General features: G+C 64.9%; 24 protein-coding genes and 1 tRNA gene. 8 read left to right on the top strand and 17 right to left on the bottom strand.

Going from position 1 to position 25,489, the window contains the following annotated elements; translation table 11 throughout:
- Nucleotides 1-70 precede the first annotated feature (70 nt).
- From atpD to RLDS_RS36315, 5 genes are all read right to left on the bottom strand, one after another.
- Nucleotides 71-1,516, bottom strand: coding sequence for a F0F1 ATP synthase subunit beta (gene atpD / locus RLDS_RS36295; protein ID WP_021225369.1), 1,446 nt, complete (start codon nucleotides 1,514-1,516; stop codon nucleotides 71-73).
- A gap of 99 nt (nucleotides 1,517-1,615) precedes the next feature.
- Nucleotides 1,616-2,500, bottom strand: coding sequence for a F0F1 ATP synthase subunit gamma (locus RLDS_RS36300; RefSeq protein ID WP_021225370.1), 885 nt, complete (start codon nucleotides 2,498-2,500; stop codon nucleotides 1,616-1,618).
- A gap of 132 nt (nucleotides 2,501-2,632) precedes the next feature.
- A complete protein-coding gene (gene atpA / locus RLDS_RS36305; RefSeq protein WP_021225371.1) occupies nucleotides 2,633-4,162 on the bottom strand; it encodes a F0F1 ATP synthase subunit alpha in 1,530 nt (509 codons plus the stop codon).
- A gap of 10 nt (nucleotides 4,163-4,172) precedes the next feature.
- Nucleotides 4,173-4,727: a F0F1 ATP synthase subunit delta gene (locus RLDS_RS36310; protein WP_021225372.1), complete on the bottom strand. Its 555-nt coding sequence runs from the start codon at nucleotides 4,725-4,727 to the stop codon at nucleotides 4,173-4,175.
- 187 nt (nucleotides 4,728-4,914) lie between these two features.
- Nucleotides 4,915-6,474: a S1C family serine protease gene (locus tag RLDS_RS36315; RefSeq protein WP_031297784.1), complete on the bottom strand. Its 1,560-nt coding sequence runs from the start codon at nucleotides 6,472-6,474 to the stop codon at nucleotides 4,915-4,917.
- A gap of 112 nt (nucleotides 6,475-6,586) precedes the next feature.
- Between RLDS_RS36315 and ada the strand changes: the two genes are divergently transcribed.
- On the top strand, nucleotides 6,587-7,642 hold the full coding sequence (gene ada, locus RLDS_RS36320) for a bifunctional DNA-binding transcriptional regulator/O6-methylguanine-DNA methyltransferase Ada (protein ID WP_021225374.1): 1,056 nt from the start codon (nucleotides 6,587-6,589) through the stop codon (nucleotides 7,640-7,642).
- A gap of 71 nt (nucleotides 7,643-7,713) precedes the next feature.
- Complete coding sequence (locus RLDS_RS36325) at nucleotides 7,714-9,231, top strand: tetratricopeptide repeat protein (RefSeq protein WP_021225375.1); 1,518 nt, start codon at nucleotides 7,714-7,716, stop codon at nucleotides 9,229-9,231.
- Here the strand turns inward: RLDS_RS36325 and RLDS_RS55205 are convergent.
- From RLDS_RS55205 to RLDS_RS36335, 3 genes are read right to left on the bottom strand one after another with little or no spacing between them, the layout of a single operon-like run.
- Nucleotides 9,167-9,439, bottom strand: coding sequence for a DUF1289 domain-containing protein (locus tag RLDS_RS55205; RefSeq protein ID WP_330217090.1), 273 nt, complete (start codon nucleotides 9,437-9,439; stop codon nucleotides 9,167-9,169). The two genes, RLDS_RS36325 and RLDS_RS55205, sit on opposite strands and share 65 nt — an antisense overlap.
- Nucleotides 9,367-11,538 (bottom strand): primosomal protein N', encoded by a 2,172-nt coding sequence (locus RLDS_RS36330; RefSeq protein WP_021225376.1) that lies wholly within the window; start codon nucleotides 11,536-11,538, stop codon nucleotides 9,367-9,369. Before RLDS_RS36330 ends, RLDS_RS55205 begins: the two co-directional genes overlap by 73 nt.
- 46 nt (nucleotides 11,539-11,584) lie before the next feature.
- Nucleotides 11,585-12,232: a DUF2490 domain-containing protein gene (locus RLDS_RS36335; protein ID WP_021225377.1), complete on the bottom strand. Its 648-nt coding sequence runs from the start codon at nucleotides 12,230-12,232 to the stop codon at nucleotides 11,585-11,587.
- A gap of 122 nt (nucleotides 12,233-12,354) precedes the next feature.
- Here RLDS_RS36335 and fsa point away from each other — a divergent pair, with 122 nt between their 5' ends.
- The 3 genes from fsa (at nucleotide 12,355) to RLDS_RS36350 (ending at nucleotide 15,496) form a co-directional block, all read left to right on the top strand.
- Complete coding sequence (gene fsa / locus RLDS_RS36340) at nucleotides 12,355-13,008, top strand: fructose-6-phosphate aldolase (RefSeq protein WP_021225378.1); 654 nt, start codon at nucleotides 12,355-12,357, stop codon at nucleotides 13,006-13,008.
- Between the two features lie 78 nt (nucleotides 13,009-13,086).
- Nucleotides 13,087-13,437 (top strand): antibiotic biosynthesis monooxygenase family protein, encoded by a 351-nt coding sequence (locus tag RLDS_RS36345; RefSeq protein WP_021225379.1) that lies wholly within the window; start codon nucleotides 13,087-13,089, stop codon nucleotides 13,435-13,437.
- Between the two features lie 145 nt (nucleotides 13,438-13,582).
- Complete coding sequence (locus RLDS_RS36350; protein WP_031297785.1) at nucleotides 13,583-15,496, top strand: BCCT family transporter; 1,914 nt, start codon at nucleotides 13,583-13,585, stop codon at nucleotides 15,494-15,496.
- Between the two features lie 22 nt (nucleotides 15,497-15,518).
- Here RLDS_RS36350 and RLDS_RS36355 read toward each other — a convergent pair.
- A tRNA-Arg gene (locus RLDS_RS36355) sits at nucleotides 15,519-15,595 on the bottom strand.
- Nucleotides 15,596-15,662: 67 nt separating this feature from the next.
- Between RLDS_RS36355 and RLDS_RS36360 the strand changes: the two genes are divergently transcribed.
- Nucleotides 15,663-16,391 (top strand): queuosine precursor transporter, encoded by a 729-nt coding sequence (locus RLDS_RS36360; protein ID WP_021225381.1) that lies wholly within the window; start codon nucleotides 15,663-15,665, stop codon nucleotides 16,389-16,391.
- Here RLDS_RS36360 and truA read toward each other — a convergent pair.
- Both truA and fmt read right to left on the bottom strand, forming a co-directional pair.
- Nucleotides 16,382-17,122, bottom strand: coding sequence for a tRNA pseudouridine(38-40) synthase TruA (truA, locus tag RLDS_RS36365; protein WP_021225382.1), 741 nt, complete (start codon nucleotides 17,120-17,122; stop codon nucleotides 16,382-16,384). The two genes, RLDS_RS36360 and truA, sit on opposite strands and share 10 nt — an antisense overlap.
- Before the next feature lie 92 nt (nucleotides 17,123-17,214).
- A complete protein-coding gene (gene fmt / locus RLDS_RS36370) occupies nucleotides 17,215-18,123 on the bottom strand; it encodes a methionyl-tRNA formyltransferase (protein WP_021225383.1) in 909 nt (302 codons plus the stop codon).
- Between the two features lie 54 nt (nucleotides 18,124-18,177).
- Between fmt and recR the strand changes: the two genes are divergently transcribed.
- The gene (gene recR / locus RLDS_RS36375; protein ID WP_009821130.1) at nucleotides 18,178-18,774 is read left to right on the top strand and encodes a recombination mediator RecR; all 597 of its coding nucleotides are present in this window, start codon (nucleotides 18,178-18,180) and stop codon (nucleotides 18,772-18,774) included.
- Between the two features lie 60 nt (nucleotides 18,775-18,834).
- Complete coding sequence (def, locus tag RLDS_RS36380) at nucleotides 18,835-19,365, top strand: peptide deformylase (protein ID WP_021225384.1); 531 nt, start codon at nucleotides 18,835-18,837, stop codon at nucleotides 19,363-19,365.
- A gap of 178 nt (nucleotides 19,366-19,543) precedes the next feature.
- Here the strand turns inward: def and phoB are convergent, their stop codons facing one another.
- The 6 genes from phoB to RLDS_RS36410 are packed head-to-tail and all read right to left on the bottom strand — an operon-like array spanning nucleotide 19,544 to nucleotide 25,474.
- On the bottom strand, nucleotides 19,544-20,245 hold the full coding sequence (gene phoB / locus RLDS_RS36385; protein ID WP_021225385.1) for a phosphate regulon transcriptional regulator PhoB: 702 nt from the start codon (nucleotides 20,243-20,245) through the stop codon (nucleotides 19,544-19,546).
- 2 nt (nucleotides 20,246-20,247) lie between these two features.
- The gene (gene phoU, locus RLDS_RS36390) at nucleotides 20,248-20,943 is read right to left on the bottom strand and encodes a phosphate signaling complex protein PhoU (RefSeq protein ID WP_021225386.1); all 696 of its coding nucleotides are present in this window, start codon (nucleotides 20,941-20,943) and stop codon (nucleotides 20,248-20,250) included.
- A gap of 20 nt (nucleotides 20,944-20,963) precedes the next feature.
- Nucleotides 20,964-21,752 carry a phosphate ABC transporter ATP-binding protein PstB gene (pstB, locus tag RLDS_RS36395; RefSeq protein ID WP_021225387.1) on the bottom strand — a complete coding sequence of 263 codons (789 nt, stop codon included), beginning with the start codon at nucleotides 21,750-21,752 and terminating at the stop codon, nucleotides 20,964-20,966.
- 8 nt (nucleotides 21,753-21,760) lie between these two features.
- On the bottom strand, nucleotides 21,761-23,020 hold the full coding sequence (gene pstA, locus RLDS_RS36400) for a phosphate ABC transporter permease PstA (RefSeq protein ID WP_031297786.1): 1,260 nt from the start codon (nucleotides 23,018-23,020) through the stop codon (nucleotides 21,761-21,763).
- Entirely contained in the window at nucleotides 23,017-24,411 is a 1,395-nt protein-coding gene (pstC, locus tag RLDS_RS36405; protein WP_021225389.1) for a phosphate ABC transporter permease subunit PstC, read from the bottom strand. Before pstC ends, pstA begins: the two co-directional genes overlap by 4 nt.
- A gap of 10 nt (nucleotides 24,412-24,421) precedes the next feature.
- Complete coding sequence (locus RLDS_RS36410) at nucleotides 24,422-25,474, bottom strand: substrate-binding domain-containing protein (protein ID WP_040603736.1); 1,053 nt, start codon at nucleotides 25,472-25,474, stop codon at nucleotides 24,422-24,424.
- Between the last annotated feature and the right edge of the window lie 15 nt (nucleotides 25,475-25,489).

Raw genomic sequence — 25,489 nt, forward strand, 5'->3', positions numbered from 1 at the left:
TTACGCAAGTCCCCTCTCCCGCCTTCGCTTCGCTTGGCACCCTCTCCCCTTGAGGGGAGAGGGAAATAGCTTAAGCCGCTTCGGCCGCCAGCTTCTTGGCCTTTTCGACCGCCTCGTCGATGCCGCCGACCATGTAGAAGGCGTTTTCGGGCAGGTGGTCATATTCGCCTTCGACCACGGCCTTGAACGACTTCACCGTGTCCTCGATCTGGACGAACTTGCCGCTGATGCCGGTGAAGACTTCGGCGACGTGGAAGGGCTGCGACAGGAACTTCTGGATCTTGCGCGCGCGGGCGACGGTCAGCTTGTCCTCTTCGGACAGCTCGTCCATGCCCAGAATGGCGATGATGTCCTGAAGCGACTTGTACTTCTGGAGGATCGCCTGAACCGCGCGGGCGGTTTCATAATGTTCCTGGCCGACGACGCGCGGCTCCAGAACACGGCTGGTCGAATCGAGCGGATCGACCGCCGGATAGATGCCGAGTTCGGAAATGGCGCGGTTAAGCACGGTCGTCGCGTCAAGGTGCGCGAAGCTGGTCGCCGGCGCCGGGTCGGTCAAGTCGTCCGCGGGGACGTAGACGGCCTGCACCGAGGTGATCGAGCCCTTGTTGGTCGAGGTGATGCGCTCCTGCAGCGCGCCCATGTCGGTCGACAGGGTCGGCTGATAGCCCACGGCCGAAGGAATACGGCCCAGCAGCGCTGACACTTCCGCGCCCGCCTGGGTGAAGCGAAAGATGTTATCGACGAAGAACAGCACGTCCTGGTTCTCGACGTCGCGGAAATATTCGGCGATCGTCAGGCCCGACAGGGCGACGCGGGCACGCGCGCCCGGGGGTTCGTTCATCTGGCCATAGACCAGGGCAACCTTCGACCCTTCGCTGATCGCGTTGCCGTCGGCATCCTTGGCGATGACGCCGGCGTCGAGGAATTCGTGATAGAGGTCGTTGCCCTCACGGGTGCGCTCACCCACGCCAGCGAACACCGACGTGCCGCCATGGCCCTTCGCGATGTTGTTGATCAGTTCCTGGATGAGCACGGTCTTGCCCACGCCCGCGCCGCCGAACAGGCCGATCTTGCCGCCCTTGGCATAGGGGGCCAGAAGGTCGATGACCTTGATGCCGGTGACGAGGATCGACGCGTCGGTCGACTGGTCGACGAACTCGGGGGCCTTGGCGTGGATCGGCGACTTGAGCTCCGTCGCTACGGGTCCGCGCTCGTCGATCGGCTCGCCGACGACGTTAAGGATGCGGCCGAGCGTCGCCGGGCCGACAGGCACGCTGATCTGCGCGCCGGTGTCGGTCACTTCCTGCCCACGGGTCAGGCCGTCGGTCGAGTCCATCGCGATGGTGCGGACGGTGTTCTCACCCAGATGCTGGGCGACTTCCAGCACGAGGCGCTGGCCGTTGTTGCTGGTTTCCAGCGCCGAAAGGATCGCCGGGAGCGCATCGGGGAAGGTCACGTCGACGACGGCGCCGATGACCTGCGAAATGCGGCCTACATTGTTGGTGGTTGCCATGACTTCGTTTCCTTGCCTTCTTCGTCTCTTCCGTGCTCCTGCGAAAGCAGGAGCCTAGGGCCCTGGGCTCCTGCTTTCGCAGGAGCACGCGGCATCCGGTTACAGCGCCTCTGCGCCCGAAATAATCTCGACCAGTTCGGTGGTGATCGCGGCCTGGCGGCTGCGGTTATACTGGATGGTCAGTTTGTTGATGAGGTCGCCGGCGTTGCGGGTCGCATTGTCCATCGCGGTCATCGACGCGCCCTGTTCGGACGCGTTGTTTTCCAGCAGCGCCTTGAAGATCTGCACCGTCACGTTGCGCGGCAGCAGGTCGTCCAGGATCGCCTCCTCGCTCGGTTCATATTCGACCGTCGCGGGGATGGCATTGCGGTCGGCGTCGGCGGGGATCTTCACCGGGATGATCTGCTGTTCGGTCGGGATCTGCGCCAGGGCCGACTTGAAGCGCGAATAGAAGAGGTGCGCGACGTCGAACTTGCCGTTCAGATACATGTCGGTCAGCTCATGCGCGATCGCCTGGGCCTGATCGAAGCCGGGTTCCTTGACCCCCGTGGTGTCGAACTGCGCGACGATCTTGCCGGGGTAGGTGCGGTTGATGACCGGACGGCCCTTCCGCCCGATCAGGTAAAACTGCACCTTCTTGCCGTCCAGCTCCAGCGCGCGCGCCTTGGCGAGCGCGGCCTTGACGATGTTCGCGTTGAACGCGCCGGCAAGGCCACGGTCGGAGTTGGCGACGACCAGCAGATGCACCTCATCCTTGCCGGTGCCCGCGAGCAGCGGCGAGGCGCCTTCACCCGAACCACCGGCAATCTTGGTCGCCAGGCTGGCGACGACCGCTTCCAGCCGCTCGCTATAGGGGCGCGCGGCTTCGGCCGCGGCCTGCGCCTTGCGCAGCTTCGCGGCGGCGACCATCTGCTTGGCCTTCGTGATCTTCTGGGTCGATTTGACCGACCCGATCCGGATTTTCAGTTCCTTGAGGCTGGGCATGACGAACCTTTTGGTTCGTCATCCTGACGAAGGCTGAAACGGGTCACTTGCCTCATTTCAGGATCTCGTGCCTCCAGGTCGGACCTGTGTGGCCTGAGATCCCAGCCTTCGCTGGGATGACGGGTTTAACTGTTACGCGAAAGTCTTGCCGAAGCTGTCGAGCGCGGCCTTGAGCTTGCCCTTGGCGTCGTCGCCCAGATCCTTGCTGTCGCGGATCGCGGCCAGCACTTCGGGATGATCGTGGCGCAGATAGGCCAGCATCATTTCCTCGTAGCGGGTCACATCCTTGACGGCGACATTGTCGAGATAGCCGTTGGTGCCGGCGAAGATCGACGCGGTCTGCTCTTCGAAGGGCAGGGGCGAGAATTGCGGCTGCTTGAGCAATTCGGTGAGGCGCGCGCCGCGATTGAGCAGCTTCTGCGTCGAGGCGTCGAGGTCCGAACCGAACTGCGCAAAGGCCGCCATTTCGCGATACTGCGCCAGCTCCAGCTTGATGCTGCCCGACACCTTCTTCATCGCCTTGGTCTGCGCGGCGGAACCGACGCGCGACACCGACAGGCCCACGTTGATGGCCGGACGGATGCCCTGGTAGAAGAGGTTGGTTTCGAGGAAAATCTGGCCGTCGGTGATCGAGATCACGTTGGTCGGAATATAGGCCGACACGTCGCCCGCCTGCGTCTCGATGATCGGCAGCGCGGTCAGCGAGCCGGCGCCATTGGCGTCGTTCATCTTGGCCGCGCGCTCCAGCAGGCGGCTGTGCAGGTAGAAAACGTCGCCCGGATAGGCTTCGCGGCCCGGAGGACGACGCAGCAGGAGCGACATCTGGCGATAGGCGACGGCCTGCTTGGACAGGTCGTCATAGACGATGACGGCGTGCATGCCGTGGTCGCGGAAGAATTCGCCCATGGTGACGCCGGTATAGGGCGCGAGATACTGGAGCGGCGCGGGTTCCGAAGCGGTCGCGGCGACGACGATGGAATAGTCCATCGCGCCATTTTCCTCGAGCTGCTTGACGATCTGCGCGACGGTCGAGCGCTTCTGGCCGACCGCGACGTAGATGCAGTAGAGCTTCTTGCTCTCGTCGTCGCCCGCGTTGATGCCCTTCTGGTTGATGAAGGTGTCGATCGCCACGGCGGTCTTGCCGGTCTGGCGGTCGCCGATGATCAGCTCGCGCTGGCCGCGGCCGACGGGGACCAGGGCGTCGATGGCCTTGAGGCCCGTCTGCACGGGCTCGTGCACCGACTTGCGGGGGATGATGCCCGGCGCTTTGACTTCCACGCGCTTGCGCTCGGTGTAGACGATCGGCCCCTTGCCATCGATCGGGTTGCCGAGGCCGTCCACGACGCGGCCCAGCAGGCCCTTGCCCACGGGCACGTCGACGATGGTGCCGGTGCGCTTGACGGTGTCGCCTTCCTTGATCTCGGCGTCCGAGCCGAAGATCACGACGCCGACATTGTCGGCTTCCAGGTTCAGCGCCATGCCCTGCACGCCATTGGCGAACTCGACCATTTCGCCCGCCTGGACATTGTCGAGGCCATGGACGCGGGCGATGCCGTCACCCACGGTCAGCACGGAACCGACTTCGCTCACCTGCGCTTCGGTGCCGAAATTGGCGATCTGGTCCTTGATGACCTTCGAAATTTCTGCGGCGTTGATATCCATGTTCAGCCTTTCAGCCTTTCATCGCGTGGGCGAGCGTGTTCAAACGGGTACGAATGGAGGAATCGATCATCTGGCTGCCGATCTTGACGACCAGCCCGCCCAGGATCGCGGGATCGACCTTGGTGCTGACCGCCACGTCCCGGCCGACGCGGGCGCGCAAATTGCGGGCGAGGGCGGCGACCTGATCGGCGTCGAGCGGATGGGCGCTGGTCACTTCGGCGCGGGCCTCGCCCTTGTGATTCGACAGCAAGGTTTCATAGGCGCGGATTATCGCGGGCAACTGCGCCAGGCGACGGTTCTGCGCCAGCACGCCCAGGAATTTCGTGGTCAGTGGGTCGGTGCCCATGGCGGATGCGACGGCGGCGATCGTCTTGCCCGATGCGTCGCGGCTCAACACCGGATTGTTGATCAGCGCCTTGAAGTCCGCCGATTCGGCCAGCGCCGCCTTCAGCGCGGCCAGGCTGCCGGCCACGGTGTCGAGCGACTGCGTGTCGCGCGCCAGATCGAACAGCGCCACCGCATAGCGGCCGCTGAGGCTGGCCTGTATCCCGCCGCTAGTCTCCACGCGCTTTCCGTCCTCCGCTATATTTGCAGTTCGTGCAAAAAAGAGGGGCGCGGTGTGATGCCGTCCCGAACCCCTGTCGCGGGCCGGTTAGCAGTGCCCATATGACTATGCAAGTCATGTGACACGATTCCGGCCTAAGGTCGGACAGGGGACTATTTGCCTGAGTTTTTCCAGCGCCGCGTTCGGCTCAGCGCGCGTCGTCGGCTGGCGCGAGCCGTCCCTTCTGACAATGATAGACGATGCGTTCATTGGGCTGGGCCGGCAACAGCGCGGCGGCGTCGGACCGCAGCGTGGCGATCTGGCGCAGCAGTTCGGGGTCGCTGCCGCATCCCTTGATCGGCTTGTCCTTCACCAGCGCGCGCAGCTTTTCCATCGTATCAAGGTCAGGCAGCCAGCGTTCCACGCGCAAGGTGCCGGTGGACGGGTCGAACCGGCTGGAAGAGACATAATTGCCCTCTGCTGGAACAGTCGTGCGCTGCCACGCGGTCCCGTCCGCGCCATATTGCGTCTCGCCATTGACGCAGCCGCCCTCGGCCCAGTTGAAGGGGATGTCATTGGGCTGCGACACCGTCAGGCGGCTGCGGGGCAGGTCAACCTTGCAGATATTGTCGCCCGCCCAGGCAAAAGCGCTGTTGGCGGTCACGCCCTTGTCCTGCGGCAGTTTCACCCGCTCGTCGATGCTGTCGAAGCTGGGCTTGAAGACGAACAGGCCGAGCGCGCTCAGCAACGCCACGCCGCCGCCCGCCAGCAGCCAGGTCGCCTGCCGTTCCTTGCCCTGCGTATAAAACAGGCCGCCCGCGCCCAGCCCCAACACCGCGATGGCCAGCAGCACCGCCGCGCCCGCCATCGCATTTTCGCGCGCGGTGATGATATCGCGCTCCGCATCGTCGCGCGCCCGGGCCAGCGCGGCGTCGCGTGCCTGGCTGGCGGCGCGGTCCTTTTGCTCGCTCGCCTGCGCCTCGCGCTGCGTCAGCGACGCTTCGGCGGCGTCGGCCTCCGCCATCGACCGGCAGGGGACGACGGTGTGCAGCGACGCCACGCCCGCCTGCCGCAGGAAGGACGCGATTTCGCGCCAGGATACGGCAAAGCCGAATTCCGCGTCATTGCCGTCGGAAATCGACCCGAAACTGTTGACGCCCAGCACCCGGCCGCAATCATCGACCAATGGCCCGCCGCTATTGCCCGCAGCAAGCGGCGCAGTGTGCAGGATCGTGTCGAAGCTCTGGCTCGCCCGCCCCGACGATATGTTGCCGCTGGTCTTGACTGTCGCCAGCGGCTCGACCATCTGCTTGAGGCCCAGGCCCTGCGCGCGGTCGACCGTGCCGGGATAGCCGATGGCGGTCACATGCTGCCCGTCCGCCACCGCGCCCGCGTAAAAGGTGCTGACCGGCAGGCTTCCTTCCTCCAGCTGGATGAGCGCCAGGTCGTTGCCGGGCGAATAGGCGATGATTCGCCCGCCATAGGTCTTGCTGCCTTCGGACGGGATGACGCCGATCACCAGATTGCGCTCCTCGCGCGCCAGTTCGACGACATGGGCGTTGGTCAGCACCTTGTCCGGCGCGACTGCAAAGCCGCTGCCATGGCCCACGAAATAGGCGTCGGACCCATCGGTCGCGACCAGCGCCACGCGCACCACCCCGCGCGCGGCGGCGGCAATGTCCTGTTGCTCGGCATGGAGCGGCATTGGCGCCAGCAGCGCGAGGATAAGGCCAAGGAAGGGGGCGAAGCGGCGGAGTAGGGCGACCATCGTGGCGCATTCATATGCAATGCCGGGCGCGGCGCAATCGGGAAAAGGCGAAATGCTTTGACCGCAAGGCGCGGGAAGCAGGGCGCGCGCATCGTCTTTATCCCCTATATCCATGCACCAGATGACTCGTCCCGCCGCCACCGCCATGCCTGATCCCGATGCCTGCTGGGCCGCCTTCCTGCGGCGCGACCGGGCGATGGACGGGCGGTTCGTGGGCTGCGTGTCCACCACCGGCATTTATTGCAAGCCCAGCTGCGCCGCGCGTCATCCGCGGCGGGACAATATGTCCTTCCTGCCCGATCCGGCGGCCGCGCGCGCGGCGGGCTTCCGCGCCTGCCTGCGCTGCCGCCCGGACGAGGTCGGGCGGGGCCGGTTGGCGGTGGAGGCGGCGATCGCGATGATCGAGGCAGCGGAGGAGGCGCCCCGGCTGGACGCCATCGCCGCCCATGTCGGTTACGCCCCGCATCATTTCCATCGGCTGTTCAAGCGGGAAACCGGCATGACGCCGGCGGGATGGAGCCGCGCGCTGCGGGCCGAGCGGCTGAAGAGAGCGCTGGGGGAGCAGGCGCGAATCACCGACGCCATCTATGACGCGGGCTATGCCGCGGCCAGCCGCGCCTATGTCGATGCGCGGCGCCATCTGGGCATGACGCCGTCAGCCTGGAAGGATGGCGGGCGCGGCGTCACGATCCGCTGGCGCACGGCCGACACCAGCCTGGGGCCGGTGCTGGTCGCTGCCACGGACAAGGGGCTGTGTCGCATCAGCTTTGGGGAGGGCGAGGCGGACCTGCGCGCGCGCTTCCCCCATGCGCGCCTGTGCCCGGCCGACGCGGCGCTCGACGCGATGGCCAGCCAGGTCGCCGCCCTGGTCGAGGACCCGCGCGCGGATGTGACATTGCCCACCGATGTCCAGGGCACCGCCTTCCAGCAGGCCGTGTGGGCGGCGCTGCGCGCGATCCCGCCGGGCGAAACGCGCAGCTATGGCGACATTGCCGCCGCCATCGGTAGGCCCGGCGCGGTGCGTGCGGCGGGCAGCGCGTGCGGCGATAATCGGCTGGCGGTCCTCATCCCTTGCCATCGCGTGCGGCGCAGCGACGGCGCATTGGGCGGCTATGCCTGGGGGCTGGATCGCAAGCAGGCGCTGCTGGCGCGCGAAAAGGGCAAGTAGCGGAAAAGATTTAGGCTTTCGTCCGATGCCCTTTTGCGCCACCGTGATGCGGGGACTTGAGGGGGGTGAGCATGATGCGTTTGTGGGGACGGCTGCTGGTGGCATTGGGCCTGTTGCTGACTGGCGCGGGCAATGCGCAGGCGGCGTGGTGGCAGGTACAGACCGACCATTTCACCGTCTATAGCGAAGGCAGCGACGACAAGCTGCGCGACTTTGCGGAGCGGCTGGAAAAATTCGACTATCTGCTGCGCAAGATGACGGGCAAGACCGCTGCGGACCAGCCAGCCGCGGACCGGGGAAGCCCGGTGAAGGTCTATCTTCTGTCCAGCGAAGCCAAGGTGAAGAACCTGGCCCGCAATCCGAACATTGCAGGCTTTTACACCACGTCCGATCGCAGCGCCTATGCCTTCCTGTCCCGCTCGTCGAAGGGCGGGATGTTCGGGTTCGACGCGGAACAGATATTGTTCCACGAATATACCCATCATTTCATGCTGCACTATTTTCCCGCTGCCTATCCGGCCTGGTATGTGGAGGGGTTCGCGGAATATTTCTCGGTCGTCGATTTTCCCAAGGACGGGTCCATCCGCTTCGCGCAGGTGCCGATGGCGCGTGTCCCCGGACTTGTGCTGGGCCAGCCCTATCCGCTCAAGCAGCTTTTCGCGCAGACCACCGATGGGCTCAATCGCGCGGATGGCGACAGATATTATGGCACGGCCTGGCTGCTGACCCATTATTATTTCAATGCCAAGACCGGACGCAGCGCCGAATTGTCGCGCTATCTGAACGATCTTGCGCGCGGGGAGGCGGGCGAACCGGACAGCTATTTCGCAGGCGGGCTGGAGGGACTGGAAAAGGACCTCAAGGCCTATATGCGGCATCGGACCAATATGCTGGTGCTGAGGCCCGGCGAGATGCAATTGGGCGCCATCACCGTCAGCCCGGTCGATGCGGCTGACGGCGCGCTGATCGAGGATGAACTGCATCTGATCCATCGTCCCCGGACCGAGGACCTGCCCGATCTCGTGTCGTCGATCCGCGCGACGGCGGCGAAATTCCCGCAAAGCGCCGCTGCTCTGGCATTGCTCGCCGAGGCGGAATGGAAAGCGGACATGCGCGAGGCTGCCCTTGCCGATGCCGACCGCGCGATCGCCATCGACCCGCAATCCTCGCGCGCTTATGCGGTGCGTGCGCAGGCCATGCTGGACCGCGCGCATGACAGCGACAATGCGGACGATTGGAAGGCCGCGCTCACCGCCATCGTGCGCGCCAACCGCGCCGATACCGAAGACCCGGTGCCGCTGGCGCTCTTCTACCGCTATCACGCGATGCGCGGCGGCAAGATGCCCGACCTTGGCTATGACGGGCTTTACAAGGCCTACACCCTCCTGCCGCAAAATCCCGATTACCGCTTCAACCTCGCCCACGCGCTGGCGATCCGCGGCGATTATGAAGCCGCCTCCACCCTGCTCGATCCCATCGCCTATTCGCCGCACGGGTCCGACATGCGGGACGCCGCGCTGCGGCTCAAGGCGCGGTTCGACGCGCGGGCGGCGGAGAAGGGAACGCAAAATCGCGCACCCGCGCCATGACGGCGGCGCGCTGAACATCGGTCATGCTGCGCCAGTGCATGATTTCCTCGATCGTTCGCCCGCAGCCCGTGCAGGCCGCGCGGTCCCGGTCGAGCGCGCACAGGTTGCGGCACGGGCTGGCGACCGGCGTCGCCATCACATGAAGCTGTAGGGGTCGACGTCGACCGCGACCCGCGTGCCCGATTTCCAGGCCAGATTGCCCAGCCATTCGCGAATCGCCGCCTGAATATCGACCTGCCGGCTGGCGTGGATCAGCAGCCGGTGGCGGTGCCGCCCGCGCAGCACGGCCAGTGGGGCGGGGGCGGGGCCATAGACGCGCATCCCCTCGATCACCGGGGCGGACTTGCCGATCAGGCGGGCCGTCTGCGCCGCTTCGTCGGCATCCTCGCTCGACACGATGATCGCGGCGAAGCGGCCGAAGGGCGGGGCGTTGGCGCGCCGCCTGTTTTCCGTTTCCACGGCATAGAAACGCTCCGGGTCCGCGTCGATCAGCGCCTGGATGACCTCGCTTTCGGGCATGCGGGTCTGGATGAAGACATGGCCCGGCTTTTCCCCGCGTCCCGCGCGCCCGGCGACCTGCATCACCTGCTGGAATGTGCGTTCAGCGGCGCGCAGGTCGCCGCCTTCCAGCCCCAGATCGGCGTCGATCACGCCCACCAGCGTCAGATTGGGGAAATGATAGCCCTTCGTCACCAATTGCGTGCCGATGATGATGTCGACATCGCCCCCTTCCACCGACTTCACGAAATCGGCGGCGCGCGCTGGCGACCAGAGCGTATCGGATGTGGCGATGGCGGTGCGCGCCTGCGGCCAGAGCGCCTTCACCTCATCGGCGATGCGCTCGACGCCGGGGCCGCAGGCGACCAGGCTATCCTCCTCCTTGCATTCCGGGCAGCGGCGCGGCGCGGGGATGACATGGCCGCAATGATGGCAGGCCAGCCGATGCGTCAGCCGATGCTCGACCATCCAAGCGGTGCAATTGGGACATTGGAAGCGATAGCCGCAATGGCGGCACAGGGTCAGTGGCGCATAGCCGCGCCGGTTGAGGAACAACAGGCTTTGTTCGCCCCGTCCCATCGTCTCGTCGATTGCCGCGACCAGCGGCGGCGAGATCCAGCGGCCGCGCTCGGGCGGGTCGGTCAGCAGGTTGATGCCGTGAATGTCCGGCATTTCCGCGCCGCCAAAGCGCGAAGGGAGCTTGATTTCGGTATAGCGGCCCAGTTCCACCTGATGCCGTGTTTCGATGGCGGGGGTGGCCGACGCCAGCACGACCGGGAATTTTTCGATAAGGCCGCGCATCACCGCCACGTCGCGGGCATGATAATGGACGCCGTCTTCCTGCTTGAAACTCGCCTCATGCGCTTCGTCGACAATGATGAGGCTGAGGTTCGGATAGGGCAGGAACAGCGCCGACCGCGCGCCCACCACCACCTGCGCCCGCCCGCTGGCGATGGCGCGCCAGGCCCGCCGCCGCTCGCTCTGCCGCAGGCCGCTGTGCCAATTAACCGGAACGCACCCGAAACGTTTTTCGAACCGCTCCAGAAACGGCTCGGTCAGCGCGATTTCGGGCAGCAGCACCAGCACTTGCCGGTCCGCGCGGATCGCCGCCGCGATTCCCTCGAAATAGACTTCGGTCTTGCCCGACCCGGTAACCCCGTCGAGCAGGAAGGGCGCGAAATCGGCCGCCCGCACCGCGTCCGCCATCTGCCCGGCGGCGGCGCGCTGCGCTTCCGACAGGGCCGGCGGCGCATGATCGGGATCGGGCATGGGGAAGGGCGTGTCGACGCTCACCTCCACCGGCTCGAATATGTCCTGCTTGATCAGGCCTCGGATCACCGCGTCGCTTACCCCGCCGATCATCGCCAGTTCGCGTATCAGACCCTGCCGCTCGCCGATCCGCTCCAGCGCCTGCGCGCGCTGTTCGGTCATCCGTTCGGGCACCGCGCCGGTGGCGCGATATTCAATGACCGTGCGCGCCCCCTCCAGCGCGGACATGGATGATAGCGCCATGCGCAGCACCGCGGCCGGGGGGCTGAGATAATAGTCCGCCGTCCATTCGATCAGCCGGCGCAGCGGTTCGGGCAAGGGCGGGGCGTCCACCACCTCCAGCAGGTTGCGCAGGCGATTGTCGCCGACGCTCTCGACATCGGGAAAGCGGTCCTCCTCCCATACCACGCCGACGATCTGGCGCGGCCCCAATGGCGCGACGACGATGCTGCCATGCTCGACCCGCATGCCGTGCGGCACCCGATAGTCGAGCGGGCCAAGGGCGGCATTGAGGAGCAGGACGCGCGCGCGGGAGGACATGGTGCGTCCTTACCCGCTGGCGCAGCCGGCGCAAACAGCCCCGCCGCTAAATCCGCCAGTTGAGCGATAGCCAGGGCACATGGTTGAACATGTCGGCTTTATTGTCGCGAAATGTCTGCTGGCGCATGTAGAGCAGCTGGATATCGACGGATTTGCTCAGGGATCGACGAATGCCGCCTTGCAGGCGCATCACCGCCAGACCCGTCTTGTCGCTGGGCTTCGCCCGGTTCAGATGAAAGAAGAATTCGCTCGCCCCGACCAGCGCCCACTTCTTGTCGGCATCCAGCGGAACCGTGGCCTGGATCCGTTCGCGCAGACGCCAGCTGGCTTCATCGGCATTGTCGAAGAAGCGCTGCTCCAGCCGGGTGCGGCTTTGTAATATGCCTTGGCTGACGGTCAGTTGCTGGTGAAAGCGCAGCTCCTGATCGACTTCGCTTTTGAGATAGGCAAAGCCGCCGCCGATCTGAACGCCATCGGCTATCCTGTGATCCCAGGTGATGCGGCTGAGCGACTGTTCCCCGCCGCTGGTCGCATCGGACCGCGCGCGCTGGCTGAAGTCCAGTGTCACGCTGTCATTATTGTCCGCCTTGAACGTCAGCGCTTCCGATATCCAGAGCTGCGTATCTTCGGCAGCGCGGGCCGGGGCAACGGTCAGGGGCAGCGCCATCGCGGCCAGCAATATCGGGAAACGCATCAGTGATCCTTTGGAAAGGTGATCGCGCCCTTACCGGCCCGGCGTCGTCCGGGCAACCGATGGCGAATCCCGGCCCCAAAGGCTAAAGGGAGCCGAATCGCCAATTGCCCCGGAGCATCCCCATGAAATTCTTCGTCGACACCGCCGACACCGCCGACATTCGCGAACTGGCCGCCACCGGCCTGCTGGACGGCGTCACCACCAACCCGACCCTGATCCACAAGTCGGGGCGCAAATTCATGGAAGTGGTGGAGGAAATCTGCGGCATCGTCGATGGCCCCGTGTCCGCCGAAGTCGTGGCGCTCGACCATGAAACGATGATGAAGGAAGCGGAAATCCTGCGGAAGATCGCGGACAATGTCTGCATCAAGGTGCCGCTCACCATCGACGGGCTCAAGACCTGCAAGGCGCTGACGGACGAAGGTACGCTGGTCAACGTCACCCTCTGCTTCTCGGCCAACCAGGCGCTGCTCGCGGCGAAGGCGGGGGCCAGCTTCATTTCGCCCTTCGTCGGCCGTCACGACGATAATGGCTTTGATGGCCTGAAGCTGATCGAGGATATTCGCCTCATCTACGACAATTATCAGTTCGACACCGAAATCCTTGCTGCCTCGCTACGCCACCCGATTCATGTGCTGGAATGCGCGAAGATCGGCGCCGACGTCATCACCGCCCCGCCCGCTGTCATCAAGATGCTGTCCAAGCATGTGCTGACCGACAAGGGGCTGGAAGGCTTCGCCGCCGACTGGGCGAAGACCGGCCAGACCATCCTCTAAACCGGCATCGGGCGGGTCGCGACCGGAACCGCTGCCCCGTCCGGCTCATTGTGTCTTCGTAACAAGGAGGCACGCTGCATGTTCGTTGCTGTCTATTGGTGGCGGGTCCATCCGGGCAAGGAGGATCAGTTTCGCGCCGCCTGGCGGCGCGGCACCGACCTTATCCGTGAAAAATATGGCAGTCTGGGGTCGCGCCTGCATCGCGACGCCGACGGACGCTTCGTCGGCTATGCCGAATGGCCCGACGAAGCGACCTGGCGCGCCGCCTTCGACCGCAAGATGGTCTATGACGATCCTGCGACGCGCGCGGCCTTCGTCGACGCCATCGCCGAAGTGCCCGCGCACGCCCACCCCATTTTCACCATGACCGTGACCGACGACCTGCTCGCTCGTTCGGTCGCCAGCGCCGAGGAGCAAAGCCATGCGTGATCCTGACAAGCCCGACCTCGGCTTCCTCTGGTTTTCCCTGTTGCTGACGGCAATCGGCCTGTTGCTGATGCTTTTCTATGGATGATCGCCGGAACATCCGCCCGCGCGGCTGATTTTCGCCCTCACATAGATTAGGGGGAAGCGGATGAAGACACGTATGAATCCGCGCGTATTCTGGGGGGCATCGATCATCGTCGCCCTCATGCTGTCCAGCACGGTGATCGCGCCGGGCGCGTCGGACCAGATATTCAGCGCCGCGCAAAGCTGGGCCATCGACACATTCGGGTGGTTCTACGTCGCCTCGGTGGCGGCATTCGTGGTGGTCGTCCTGGTACTGGGATTTGGACCGGCCGGACGGCTGCGCCTTGGCCCCGACGATTCCGAACCCGATTTCCCCTATATGTCCTGGCTCGCCATGCTGTTTGCCGCGGGCATGGGCATCGGCCTCATGTATTTTGGGGTGGCCGAGCCGGTTCAGCATTATATTTCTCCGCCAGAGGCGGAGCCTGGCACGATATTGGCCGCGCGGGAGGCGATGGCCATCACCTTCCACCATTATGGCATCCACGCCTGGGCGATCTATGCGCTGGTGGGGCTCAGCCTGGCCTATTTTTCCTACCGCCGGGGATTGCCGCTGACGCTGCGGTCGGGGCTGCACCCGATATTAGGCAAGCGCATTCACGGTCCGATGGGCGATGCGATCGACATATTCGCGGTGTGCGGCACCGTCTTCGGCGTGTCGACGTCGCTGGGTTTCGGCGTGTCGCAGATGACCGCTGGCCTTGCCTATAATTATGGCCTTGCCGACACGATTTCCCTGCAGGTGGGTGTCATTGTCGTGGTCATGGGCGCGGCCACCCTTTCGGTGCTCAGCGGGGCCGATCGGGGCGTGCGGCGCCTGTCGGAACTCAATCTCACGCTCGCTGTCCTGCTGATGCTGTTCGTCATGCTGTGGGGGCCGACCCTGTTCCTGCTGAATGCCCTGGTGCAGAATTTCGGCCTCTATCTCGATCATTTCATCCAGCGCACCTTCACCCTCTACGCCTATGAACCGCGCGCCTGGATGGCCGACTGGACCCTCTTCTACTGGGCGTGGTGGATCGCGTGGTCGCCCTTTGTCGGCATGTTCATCGCCCGGATTTCGCGCGGGCGCACGATCCGGGAATTCGTTGTCGGCGTGCTGTTCGTGCCGGCGGGCTTCACCTTCCTGTGGATGACGGTGTTCGGCAATACCGCGATCGCGCTGGATTTGGGCGCGGCGCATGGGGCGATCGCCAAGGCGGTCGACGCCAATCTGTCGACTGCGCTGTTCAAATTCCTGGCCTATCTGCCCGGCGCGGGCTTCACGTCCGCTCTTGCCATCACGCTGGTCGCGGTGTTCTTCATCACCTCCGCCGATTCCGGCGCGCTCGTGATCGATACGCTGGCATCGGGCGGAGCGGACGAAACGCCGCGCTGGCAGCGTGTCTATTGGTGCCTGCTGCTGGGCGTGACGGCGACATTGCTGCTGCTGGCAGGCGGCCTTGGCGCCTTGCAGACCGCGACCTTGCTCGCCGCGCTCCCCTTTTGCATCATCATGCTGTTGCTGGCCGTCGGCCTGGTGCGCCAGACCACGGCCGATCTGGAAGGCGTCGCCATCAGCGAGGATGCGCCCGCCGTCACCGAAAGGCTCAAGCGCCTGTTCGTGCCGGCCAGTAAAAGCGATATCACGCGCCAGATCGCCGACAATGGCATGCCCGCGCTGGAAACGGTGCGCGACGCGATGCTGGAGGAAGGCTGGGCGGAAAGCGACGTGCAACGGCAGGAGGATGGCGCTGCGGTGCTGACCATCCGCTTCGGGCCTGAGCGCGTCTTTCGCTATCATCTGACCCCCCGGTCTCGTCCGCTCGCCGCCTATACCGCGCTGGAGGCGTCGGAAAGCCGCCGCAGCCACGGCTGGATCATGTCCGGCGGATCGGAAGGGCAACAGCGCAAGCGCGATCTTACCGGCCTGTCGACCGAACAGATCACGCACGACATATTGCTGCATCTGGAAGGCTGGCGTCCCGTAGCGCCGTAAAGCGCTGCCGACCGGTTCTGCGTGGCGACCCCGGCAGGATTCGAACCTGCGACCATCCGCTTAGAAGGCGGATGCTCTATCCAACTGAGCTACGGGGCCGTGGCTTGCGCGATAGCGGCAGGGAAGGCCGCTTGCAATCGCCTGTCCGCCCGATAAGCAGGAAGCCATGGACGACGGGGCGGTGCAAAGGATCGGGGCGGGGGCGCTCGGCGCGCGGCCGCTGCGCTATTATGATTTCTTCATGGCGGCCTTTGTCGCCATCCTGCTGCTGTCGAACCTCATCGGCGCCGCCAAGCTGTCGACGCTGGGTGGCGTGACGTTCGGCGCTGGCATCCTCTTCTTTCCGCTCGGCTATGTGCTGGGCGACGTGCTGACCGAAGCCTATGGCTATGCCCGCGCGCGCCGGTGCGTGTGGGCGGGCTTTGCCGCGATGCTGTTCATGGCGCTGATGAGCTGGGTCGTCGTCGCCTTGCCGCCGGCCGCCGGCTGGCCGGACCAGGCGGCCTATGAGGCGGTGTTCGGCAGCACCTGGCGCATCGTCTTTGCCTCGCTCATCGCCTTCTGGGCGGGGGAACTGGCCAACAGTTTCGTGCTGGCGCGGATGAAACTGCTGACCCAGGGGCGGCATCTGTGGATGCGCACCATCGGATCGACGGTCGTGGGGCAGGGGGTGGACAGCCTGCTTTTCTACCCGCTTGCTTTCTACGGCGACTGGACCAATGCGCAGGTGGCGACCGTCATGGTGACGAACTGGGCGATGAAGGTTGGGTGGGAGGCGATATTGACGCCGGTCACCTATGCGGTGGTCGGCTTCGTCAAGCGGCGGGAAGGGCTGGACATCTACGACGAGGGCACGAATTTCACGCCCTTCCGCGCCAGCATCCCTCAGGGATAGGTCGCGCTTACGAAATACAGGCCATCGGGCGGCGCATTGAGGCCGAGCGCCGCGCGGTCCTTCGCCTCCAGGGCGTCGCGCAGGTCATTGGCGGTCCAGCGCCCCATGCCGACCATGGCGAGGCAGCCCACCATGGAACGCACCTGATGATGCAGGAAGGAGCGGGCGGCGGCATGGATGGCTATGCGGTCGCCCAGCCTTTCCACATCCAGCCGGTCTAGCGTTTTCACCGGACTGTGCGCCTGGCAATGGGCGGACCGGAATGTCGTGAAATCATGGCTCCCCACCAGATGCTGCGCCGCTGCGTGCATGGCGTCGGCATCGAGCGGCTGGATGACGCGCCAGACCAGCCCGGCATCGACGGTCAGCGGCGCGCGGCGATTGGCGATGCGGTAGACATAGGATCGCCCGACGCAGGAAAAGCGCGCATGCCAGTCGTCCGCCACCGTTTCGCACGCCAGGATGGCGACCGGTGCGGGCCGCATCCGCGCGTTGATCGCCTCCATCAGGCGGAAGGGGGTGATGTCTTTGCCAATATCGGCATGGGCGCGCATCGCCAGGCCATGCACCCCGGCATCCGTCCGTCCGGCGGCATGGATCACCGTCGTCTCACCAGTGACGGCGGCGATTGCATCCTCGATCGTCTGCTGGACGCTCGGCCCATGCGCCTGCCGCTGCCAGCCCATGAAGGGTCGGCCGTCAAATTCGACGGTGAAGGCAAAGCGGGGCATGATCCTACCCCCGTGCGTTTCGAATGGCGTGCGGCAACGGGCTGAGTTGCGCTTTCCGTATCTCGATACGATGGAAGCGACCGGGGGTGCTCTTACCCATCCACCCGGCTCCCGGCCGGCATCTCAAAGCCGCGCAGCAATTCGCCCGGGCTCATGGCGCCCTTGCCCGCGCGCTGGATCAGCGTGGGGCGGATCGCGTCATGGCCGCACCCGATCAGCAGGCTGTCATCCAGCAACTCGCCCGGTGCGCCGGCATGATGTTCGACATGGGCGGCCAGGATACGGAACCGCTCACCTTGATAGGCGAAGAACGCGCCGGGAAAGGGATTGAAGGCGCGGACCTGCCGCTCGATCGCATGGGCGTCCTGCGTGAAGTCGATGCGCGATTCCGCCTTGTCGATCTTGGCGGCATAGGTGACGCCCTCTTCCGGCTGAGGCATGGGCGGATGCAGCGTCAGGTCGTCCAGCACCTCGACCATCAATTCCGCCCCGGCATCGGCCAGTTCCTGCGTCAGCGCGCCCGCCGTCTTGCCCTCGATCGGGGTGACATGCTTGGCGCGCATCGGACCGGTGTCCAGCCCGGCCTCCATGTCCATGATAGTGACGCCGGTCACATTGTCGCCCGCCAGGATGGCGCGCTGGATCGGCGCCGCCCCGCGCCAGCGGGGTAACAGCGAGGCGTGAATGTTCATGCAGCCATGGCGCGGCGCGGCCAAAATGGCCGGTGGCAGGATCAGCCCATAGGCCGCCACCACCGCGACATCGGCCTCCAGCGCGGCGAAGGCCGCCTGGGTGTCGCCGTCCTTTAGCGACAGGGGCGTGCGCACCTCCAGGCCCAGCGCTTCGGCGCGCTGATGCACGGGCGACGCGCGCAGTCCCTTGCCGCGGCCGGCGGGGCGGGGCGGCTGGCTGTAGACGGCGGCGATCTCATGACCGGCCGCCACCAGCGCGTCGAGAGCCGGAACGGCGAATTCGGGGGTGCCCATATAGATGATACGCATGATCGGCTCCTCAAACCCCTTGTCGATGGGACATGCAACCCCTTATCTCACCTTATGGCTTCACCAGAAATCGAGACGCTGACGCAGGCGCTGTCCCGCTTGCCCGGCCTTGGCCCCCGGTCGGCGCGGCGCGCGGTGCTGCACCTGCTCAAGCGGCGGGAGGGGGCCATGGAGCCATTGCTGCGCGCTTTGGAGGCGGTGAACGAACGGCTCGTCACCTGTCATCTGTGCGGCAATGTCGACACGGTCGATCCCTGCGGCATCTGTGCCGATCCGCGCCGTGACCCGCGGGCGCTGTGCGTGGTGGAGGATGTGTCGGACCTGTGGGCGCTCGACAAGTCGCGCCTGTTTCCCGGCCGCTTTCATGTATTGGGCGGGCGGCTTTCCGCGCTGGACGGGGTCCGGCCGGAGGATCTGACCATCGATGCGCTGGTCGCGCGCGTGGAGGCGGGCGGCATTGATGAGGTGGTGCTGGCGATGAATGCCACGCTGGAGGGGCAGACTACCGCCCATTATCTCGCCGAGCGGCTGGAGCGTTTTCCGATCCGGCTGACGCAACTGGCCCATGGCGTGCCGGTGGGGGGAGAGCTGGACTATCTGGACGAAGGCACGCTGGCGCAGGCGTTGCGGGCGCGGCGACCGGTGGGCTGAGGCGCGCAGACGCGTTGCAGGCGGCTTGATAAAGCCGCACGTTCCGCCTATGTTCGGCGTATGGCAATCCGTCCCATTCTCGAAGCGCCCGATCCCCGGCTGCGCACCATTTCGACCCGTGTCGAGGCGATCGACGACGATCTGCAAACGCTGATCGACGATATGTTCGACACCATGTATGACGCGCCCGGGATCGGCCTTGCTGCCATTCAGGTGGACGTGCCCAAGCGGGTGCTCGTCATCGACCTGCAGGAACCTGAATCGGATGAGGAAGGCGCGCCACCGGTCAAGAATCCGATGGTGTTCATCAACCCGGAAATCCTCAAAGGATCGGACGACCTGTCCGTCTATAATGAGGGCTGCCTGTCGGTTCCCGACCAGTTTGCCGAGGTCGAACGGCCCTCCGTGATCCGCGCCAGCTGGATGGACCGCGAAGGCCGTATTCATGAGGAACAGCTGGACGGGTTGCTCGCCACCTGCCTCCAGCATGAGATGGATCATCTGGAGGGCATCCTCTTCATCGACCATCTTTCGCGCCTGAAGCGCGACATGCTGATGAAGAAACTCAACAAGGCGCGCCGCGCGGCGTGATGGCCGCAGTGCCCAAAAGCGTTAGCTAATCGCGTTCGTTCTCCCCCGTTCGTGCTGAGTAGGGGCTGAGCGAAGTCGAAGATCCGTATCGAAGCATCCTGCGATACGCCATTTCGACAAGCTCAATGGCCACTCAGGACGAACGGGCAGCGTTAGCAAAGGCGAGTAGCCGCCAGCCTCAGGCCACGCCATCCGTGTCCAGCGCATAACCCGCCGATCGCACGGTGCGGATGATATCCTGATATTGCCCATCGGCGTTGATCGCCTTGCGCAGGCGGCGGATATGGACGTCGACCGTGCGCAGCTCAATGTCGCTATCCTGGCCCCAGACGCTGTCGAGCAGCCGCTCGCGCGAGAAAACCCAGCCGGGATGCTCCAGGAAATGCTTGAGCAGGCGGAATTCGGTGGGGCCAAGCGGGATGACCTGGCCGGAACGGCGGACCTTGTGGCCGACCGTGTCCATTTCCACATCGGCAAAGGTCAGCGTCTCGCCTGCCAGCGCCGGGCGGACGCGGCGCAGCACTGCGCCGACGCGCGCCACCAGTTCGCGTGGCGAAAAGGGCTTGGTCACATAATCGTCCGCGCCCGTTTCCAAGCCGCGCACGCGATCTTCTTCCTCGCCGCGCGCGGTCAGCATGATGATGGGCACATTGGCGGTGCCGCTCATGCGGCGCAGGCGGCGGCATACTTCGATCCCCGACAGGCTTTCCACCATCCAGTCGAGCAGGACGATGTCTGGCACGCTTTCCTGCGCCATCAGCAGCGCTTCTTCGCCATCGACGGTGTGGGACACGTCGAAATCCTCGCGCTTGAAATGCCAGATCAACAGCTCGGCAAGCGCCGCGTCATCTTCCACCAGCAGCATCTTGGCCCGCGGCATGCTCAATCCTCCATCTGGATGTCGGGGCCGCGTTCCCGTTCGGGCAATGTCTTGCCCGTTGCGGCATAATAGACCATTTCAGCGACGTTGGTCGAATGATCGCCGATGCGTTCGATATTCTTTGCGATGAACAGCAGATGCGCGCATTCGCTGATCGTCTTGGGATTTTCGACCATGTAGGTCACCAGTGTGCGGAACACGCTGTTGTAGAAATCGTCCACCACCGTATCGCGTTCGACCACGGCCAAGGCCAGATCAGCGTCGCGCGCGGCATAGGCGTTGAGTACGTCATGCACCATCTCGCCCGCGACCTGCCCCATGGACGGCAGCAGCGAAATCGGCTCGACGGTCCGGCTGTTGGTCGCGACCAGCGGCACGCGCTTGGCAATATTCTTGGCATAGTCGCCGATCCGCTCGACGACGCTGACGATCTTCAATGCCGCGATCACGTCGCGCAGGTCGTTGGCCATCGGCGCGCGCAGCGCGATCACCTCCACCACCAGCTTTTCGACCTCGGCCTCGATCGCGTCGATGCGCCTGTCATCGGCGACGACCTCCGCGGCCAAGACCTTGTCGTGGCGTTGCAGCGCGAGCATCGCATTTTCGATGGCCGCCTCAGCCCGGCCCCCCATTTCGGCGATCAGCCCGCGCAGCCGGTCGATTTCCTCGTCAAACGCCTTGATTGTATGTTCTGCCATGATGCTTCTCTCCGCGCGGATCAGCCGTAGCGACCCGTGATATAATCCTTGGTCCGCTCCGCCTTGGGATTGGTGAAGATGTCGGACGTCACGCCATATTCGACCAGTTCGCCCAGATGGAAGAAGGCGGTGCGCTGCGACACGCGGGCCGCCTGCTGCATATTATGGGTAACGATCACGATGGCGTAACGGCCGCGCAATTCGTGGATCAGTTCCTCGATCTTGGCGGTCGCGATCGGGTCGAGCGCCGAGCAGGGTTCGTCCATCAGGATGACTTCTGGTTCGACCGCGATGGCGCGGCCGATGCACAGGCGCTGCTGCTGCCCACCCGACAGGGCTGTGCCGCTGTCTTGTAGCCGGTCCTTCACTTCTTCCCACAAGCCCGCGCGGCGAAGCGATTTTTCGACGATCACGTCCATGTCCGCTTTCGACGCGGCCAGGCCGTGGATCCGCGGGCCATAGGCGATATTTTCGTAGATCGACTTGGGGAAGGGATTGGGTTTCTGGAATACCATGCCGACGCGCGCGCGCAGCTGCACGACGTCCATCGACGGGGCGTAGATATCTTCGCCATCCAGCGTGATCGTGCCTTCGACCCGCGCCGACGCCACGGTGTCGTTCATGCGGTTCAGCGTCCGCAGGAACGTGGACTTGCCGCATCCCGACGGGCCGATGAAGGCGGTGACATTGTCCATGTCGACGTCGATGGAGACGCCCTTGATCGCCTGCTTGGGGCCGTAGAAGACCTTGACGTCACGCGCGGTCATCTTCGGATTGGCCGGGGCCAGGCTTTTTTGTTCGTCAGTCATGGGGCTGATTACCACCGTTTTTCAAACTTGTTGCGCAGGTAGATGGCGAGGCCGTTCATCGCGAGCAGGAAGACCAGCAGCACGATGATCGCGGCGGATGTCTTTTCGACAAAGCCCTTGGACACCTCGTCCGACCAGAGGAAGATCTGCACCGGCAGCACGGTCGCCGGATCGGTCACACCGCCCGGCGGCGTGGCGATGAAAGCGCGCATCCCGATCATCAGCAGCGGCGCGGTTTCGCCGAGTGCGCGGGCCATGCCGATGATCGTGCCGGTCAGGATGCCGGGCAAGGCAAGCGGCAGGACATGCTGGAACACGACCTGTACCGGCGACGCGCCGATGCCAAGCGCAGCGTCGCGGATGCTGGGCGGCACGGACTTGATCGCGTTGCGCCCGGCGATGACGATGACGGGCATTGTCATCAGTGCCAGCGTCATGCCGCCGACCAGCGCGGCCGATCGGGGCAGGTGCAGGAGATTGAGGAAGATCGAGAGGCCAAGCAGGCCGAAGATGATCGAAGGTACCGCCGCCAGATTGTTGATCGACACTTCGATGATGTCGGTCCACCAGGCCTTGGGCGCATATTCTTCCAGATACAGGGCGGTGGCGACGCCGATCGGGAAGCTGAGCACCAGCGTCACCAGCATCGTCAGCAACGATCCCTTGAACGCGCCCCAGATGCCGACCTGCGTCGGGTCCGTGCCGTCGCTGCCCGACAGGAAGCTCCAGTTGAAGCCCGTCGACAAGATGCCGGCCTGGTCAAGCCGCTTGACGACGGCCTCTGCGACGGCCGTTCCGTCGCTTTTGGCGGCCAGATCAATGTCCGTCGAGGCGGGGACGCGGATGACCTCGGTACGATTGAGGATCGTGGGATCAGCCTTGATCGCGTCGCGCAGGCTGGTCCACGCCGTCGGGGCCAGCAAGGCGTCCGCGCCCTCGCCCAATTGCTTTTCCGCGACGCTGCTCGTCACCATCGGCAGATTGGCGTTGGCGAGCGCTTCGTCGGTGATCGCTTGTGGGTCGAGCAGCATCGGCGACGCCGGAAAATCGACCTTGAGCGCGATTTCGGTCCGGGTGAAGCCGCGAAGGCCGTTGCCCATCATCGTCACTAGCAGGAAAGCGAGGAAGGCGGCGGACAGCAGCACCGCGCCCAGTCCCAGCAGGCGAAAGCGACGTTCGGCCGCGTAGCGCCGCGCGATCCGCTTGCGCATGGCGTCGGACTTCCAGTCGGTGGGAAGCCGTTCGACAGAATGGAGAGGAGGGCTCATTCGTAGGCCTCGCGATATTTTTTCACGACCCGCAGGGCCACGATGTTGAGCAGCAAGGTGACGACAAACAGGACAAGTCCCAGCGCAAAGGCAGCCAGCGTCTTGGCGCTGTCAAACTCCTGGTCGCCGGTCAGCAACTGGACGATTTGCGTCGTCACGGTCGTCACGCTGGCGAAGGGATTGAGCGTAAGGTTGGCGGCAAGGCCGGCGGCCATGACCACGATCATGGTTTCGCCGATCGCGCGGCTGACGGCCAGCAGTACGCCGCCCACGACGCCGGGCAGGGCGGCGGGGACGAGGACGCGTTTAATTGTCTCGCTCGTCGTCGCGCCCATCGCCAGGCTGCCGTCCCGCATCGACTGGGGAACGGCGGCGATGCTGTCGTCGGCCATGGATGATACGAAGGGGATGATCATCACGCCCATGACAAGGCCGGCGGCGAGCGCGCTTTCCGAACTCGCGCCCTGGATGCCGATGGCGACGGCAAAGTCGCGCAGCGCAGGCGCAACCGTCAACGCCGCGAAATAGCCATAGACCACCGTCGGAACGCCTGCCAGCACCTCCAGCAGCGGCTTCATCCATTTGCGGACCGGCGGGCTGGCATATTGGGTGAGGTAGACCGCGCTCATCAGCCCCAAAGGGATGGCGACGATCATGGCGATGATGGCGCCGATGAAGATCGTGCCCCAGAATAGCGGGATCGCGCCGAACGCATCGTCATTGCCATAGCCCATGGCGGCCGACTGCGGCGACCATTTGACGCCGAATAGGAAGTCGATGGGATTGACCATCGAGAAAAAGCGGAAGCTTTCCCACAGCAGCGACGCGACAATGCCCAGCGTCGTCACAATCGCCAGCAGGGATGCCAGCAGCAACGCCATCATCACCAGCCGTTCGACCCGGGTGCGGGCGCGAAAGTCCGGCCGGATGCGGGTGAAGGCATAGGCGCCGCCGGCAAAGGCAAGGATCAGCGCCAGCGCCGCGCCGGCAATGCCATATTCGCTGATCGCCGTGCGATAAGGTTCGACCAGCGCCTGGCTCGCGGGATTGAAGGCCCCGGCCTGTAGCCCGCTGGCGATGGCGCGCGCTTCGCCCAATATGGCGGAGCGCGCGAAGCCGTCGGCGGGCAGGGCCTGGGCCGCCGGGTCCGCCAGCACGCTCTGCGTGACGAGGCCCGGCGCGACATTGGCCCAGACCGCCAGGAAAATGCCGGCGGGGATCAGCGTCCACAGCGCCACATACCAGCCATGATAGCCGGGCAGCGAGTGAACGGCGTCGCGACGCCCGGTCGCGCGCGCGGCGGTCTGCAACCGCATGGCGCGGGCGCGGGCGCTGACCCAGGCGATAGCGCCCAGGCCTGCGAGCAGCAGGATGATGGCAGGTCCGGTCATTGGCCTTCGCTTATTTGAGGTCGGCGCCGTCGAGCACGGTCAGCGACTTGACCGTCTCGGCATTGGCCTTGCGCACATCGTCGGGCGCCGGGACCATGCCGCGCTTGGCGAGCACGCCGCCCGGACCCCAGTTGGAGGCGAAGATGTTGAGATAGGCCTGGAGGCCTGGCACCGCCTGCATATGCGCCTTCTTCACATAGATGTAGAGCGGGCGCGCGCCGGGATACTGACCGGTCGATACGGTTTCATAGGTCGCCTGGATGCCGTTGATCGGCACGTCTTTCAGCGTGTTCTTATTTTCTTCCAGGAAACTGAAACCGAAGACGCCGACCGCATTGGGATTGGCGCCCAGCTTCTGCACGATCAGATTGTCGTTTTCGCCCGAATCGACATATTTGCCGTCTTCGCGAATGCGGGTGCAGGTCGCCTTATATTCATCCTCATTCTTTTCCTTGAGCGCCGCCATGGCCGGATCGGTCTGGCAGCCCTTTTCGAGGATCAGTTCAGCGAGCGAATCGCGGGTGCCGCTGGTCGAGGGCGGGCCGAAGACGGAAATGGGGATGGCGGGCAGGCTGGCATCGACATCCTTCCAGGTCTGCGCCTTGTTCGCGCCCTTGCCATAAGGATTGGCGGCCAGCGCCTCATAGACGATCTTGGGCGTCAGCGACAGGCCGGGGCCTTCCTTCGATTCGGCGAAGGCCAGACCGTCGACGCCGATCTGCACTTCGATGATGTCCTTGACGCCATTGGCCTGACACTGATCGAATTCGGACTTCTTCATCCGGCGCGACGCGTCCTCAATATCGGGATGCTGAGCGCCGACGCCGGCGCAAAACAGCTTCATGCCGCCGCCCGTGCCGGTCGATTCGATGATCGGCGATTTCATGCCGGGATTGCTCTGGACGAACAGTTCGGCGGCCGCGGTGGCGAAGGGATAGACGGTGGAGGAACCGACGGCGCGGATCTGATCACGGGTGCTGCCGGCGCTGCCCGACTGGTCTCCGCAGGCGGCAAGGCTGAGGACGCTCGTGGCCGCAGCGGCGAGCAAGGCGAATGTCTTCACGTCTATCTCCATTGT

Origin of the sequence: Sphingobium lactosutens DS20 (genome assembly GCF_000445105.1) — a bacterium.
GTDB classification, from domain to species: domain Bacteria; phylum Pseudomonadota; class Alphaproteobacteria; order Sphingomonadales; family Sphingomonadaceae; genus Sphingobium; species Sphingobium lactosutens.

Excerpts from the sequence above, each read along its gene's own strand:
- RLDS_RS36345 (WP_021225379.1), top strand. The coding sequence starts at position 13,087 with ATGTTCGTTGCTGTCTATTGGTGGCGGGTCCATCCGGGCAAGGAGGAT.
- RLDS_RS36350 (WP_031297785.1), top strand. The coding sequence starts at position 13,583 with ATGAAGACACGTATGAATCCGCGCGTATTCTGGGGGGCATCGATCATC.
- RLDS_RS36300 (WP_021225370.1), bottom strand. The coding sequence starts at position 2,500 with ATGCCCAGCCTCAAGGAACTGAAAATCCGGATCGGGTCGGTCAAATCG.
- recR (WP_009821130.1), top strand. The coding sequence starts at position 18,178 with ATGGCTTCACCAGAAATCGAGACGCTGACGCAGGCGCTGTCCCGCTTG.
- pstA (WP_031297786.1), bottom strand. The coding sequence starts at position 23,020 with ATGAGCCCTCCTCTCCATTCTGTCGAACGGCTTCCCACCGACTGGAAG.
- fmt (WP_021225383.1), bottom strand. The coding sequence starts at position 18,123 with ATGCGTATCATCTATATGGGCACCCCCGAATTCGCCGTTCCGGCTCTC.
- RLDS_RS36330 (WP_021225376.1), bottom strand. The coding sequence starts at position 11,538 with ATGTCCTCCCGCGCGCGCGTCCTGCTCCTCAATGCCGCCCTTGGCCCG.
- atpA (WP_021225371.1), bottom strand. The coding sequence starts at position 4,162 with ATGGATATCAACGCCGCAGAAATTTCGAAGGTCATCAAGGACCAGATC.
- truA (WP_021225382.1), bottom strand. The coding sequence starts at position 17,122 with ATGCCCCGCTTTGCCTTCACCGTCGAATTTGACGGCCGACCCTTCATG.
- RLDS_RS55205 (WP_330217090.1), bottom strand. The coding sequence starts at position 9,439 with ATGGCTGGGCAATCTGGCCTGGAAATCGGGCACGCGGGTCGCGGTCGA.
- pstB (WP_021225387.1), bottom strand. The coding sequence starts at position 21,752 with ATGACTGACGAACAAAAAAGCCTGGCCCCGGCCAATCCGAAGATGACC.
- def (WP_021225384.1), top strand. The coding sequence starts at position 18,835 with ATGGCAATCCGTCCCATTCTCGAAGCGCCCGATCCCCGGCTGCGCACC.
- ada (WP_021225374.1), top strand. The coding sequence starts at position 6,587 with ATGCACCAGATGACTCGTCCCGCCGCCACCGCCATGCCTGATCCCGAT.
- RLDS_RS36325 (WP_021225375.1), top strand. The coding sequence starts at position 7,714 with ATGATGCGTTTGTGGGGACGGCTGCTGGTGGCATTGGGCCTGTTGCTG.
- fsa (WP_021225378.1), top strand. The coding sequence starts at position 12,355 with ATGAAATTCTTCGTCGACACCGCCGACACCGCCGACATTCGCGAACTG.
- phoB (WP_021225385.1), bottom strand. The coding sequence starts at position 20,245 with ATGCCGCGGGCCAAGATGCTGCTGGTGGAAGATGACGCGGCGCTTGCC.
- RLDS_RS36360 (WP_021225381.1), top strand. The coding sequence starts at position 15,663 with ATGGACGACGGGGCGGTGCAAAGGATCGGGGCGGGGGCGCTCGGCGCG.
- atpD (WP_021225369.1), bottom strand. The coding sequence starts at position 1,516 with ATGGCAACCACCAACAATGTAGGCCGCATTTCGCAGGTCATCGGCGCC.
- RLDS_RS36335 (WP_021225377.1), bottom strand. The coding sequence starts at position 12,232 with ATGCGTTTCCCGATATTGCTGGCCGCGATGGCGCTGCCCCTGACCGTT.
- RLDS_RS36315 (WP_031297784.1), bottom strand. The coding sequence starts at position 6,474 with ATGGTCGCCCTACTCCGCCGCTTCGCCCCCTTCCTTGGCCTTATCCTC.
- pstC (WP_021225389.1), bottom strand. The coding sequence starts at position 24,411 with ATGACCGGACCTGCCATCATCCTGCTGCTCGCAGGCCTGGGCGCTATC.
- phoU (WP_021225386.1), bottom strand. The coding sequence starts at position 20,943 with ATGGCAGAACATACAATCAAGGCGTTTGACGAGGAAATCGACCGGCTG.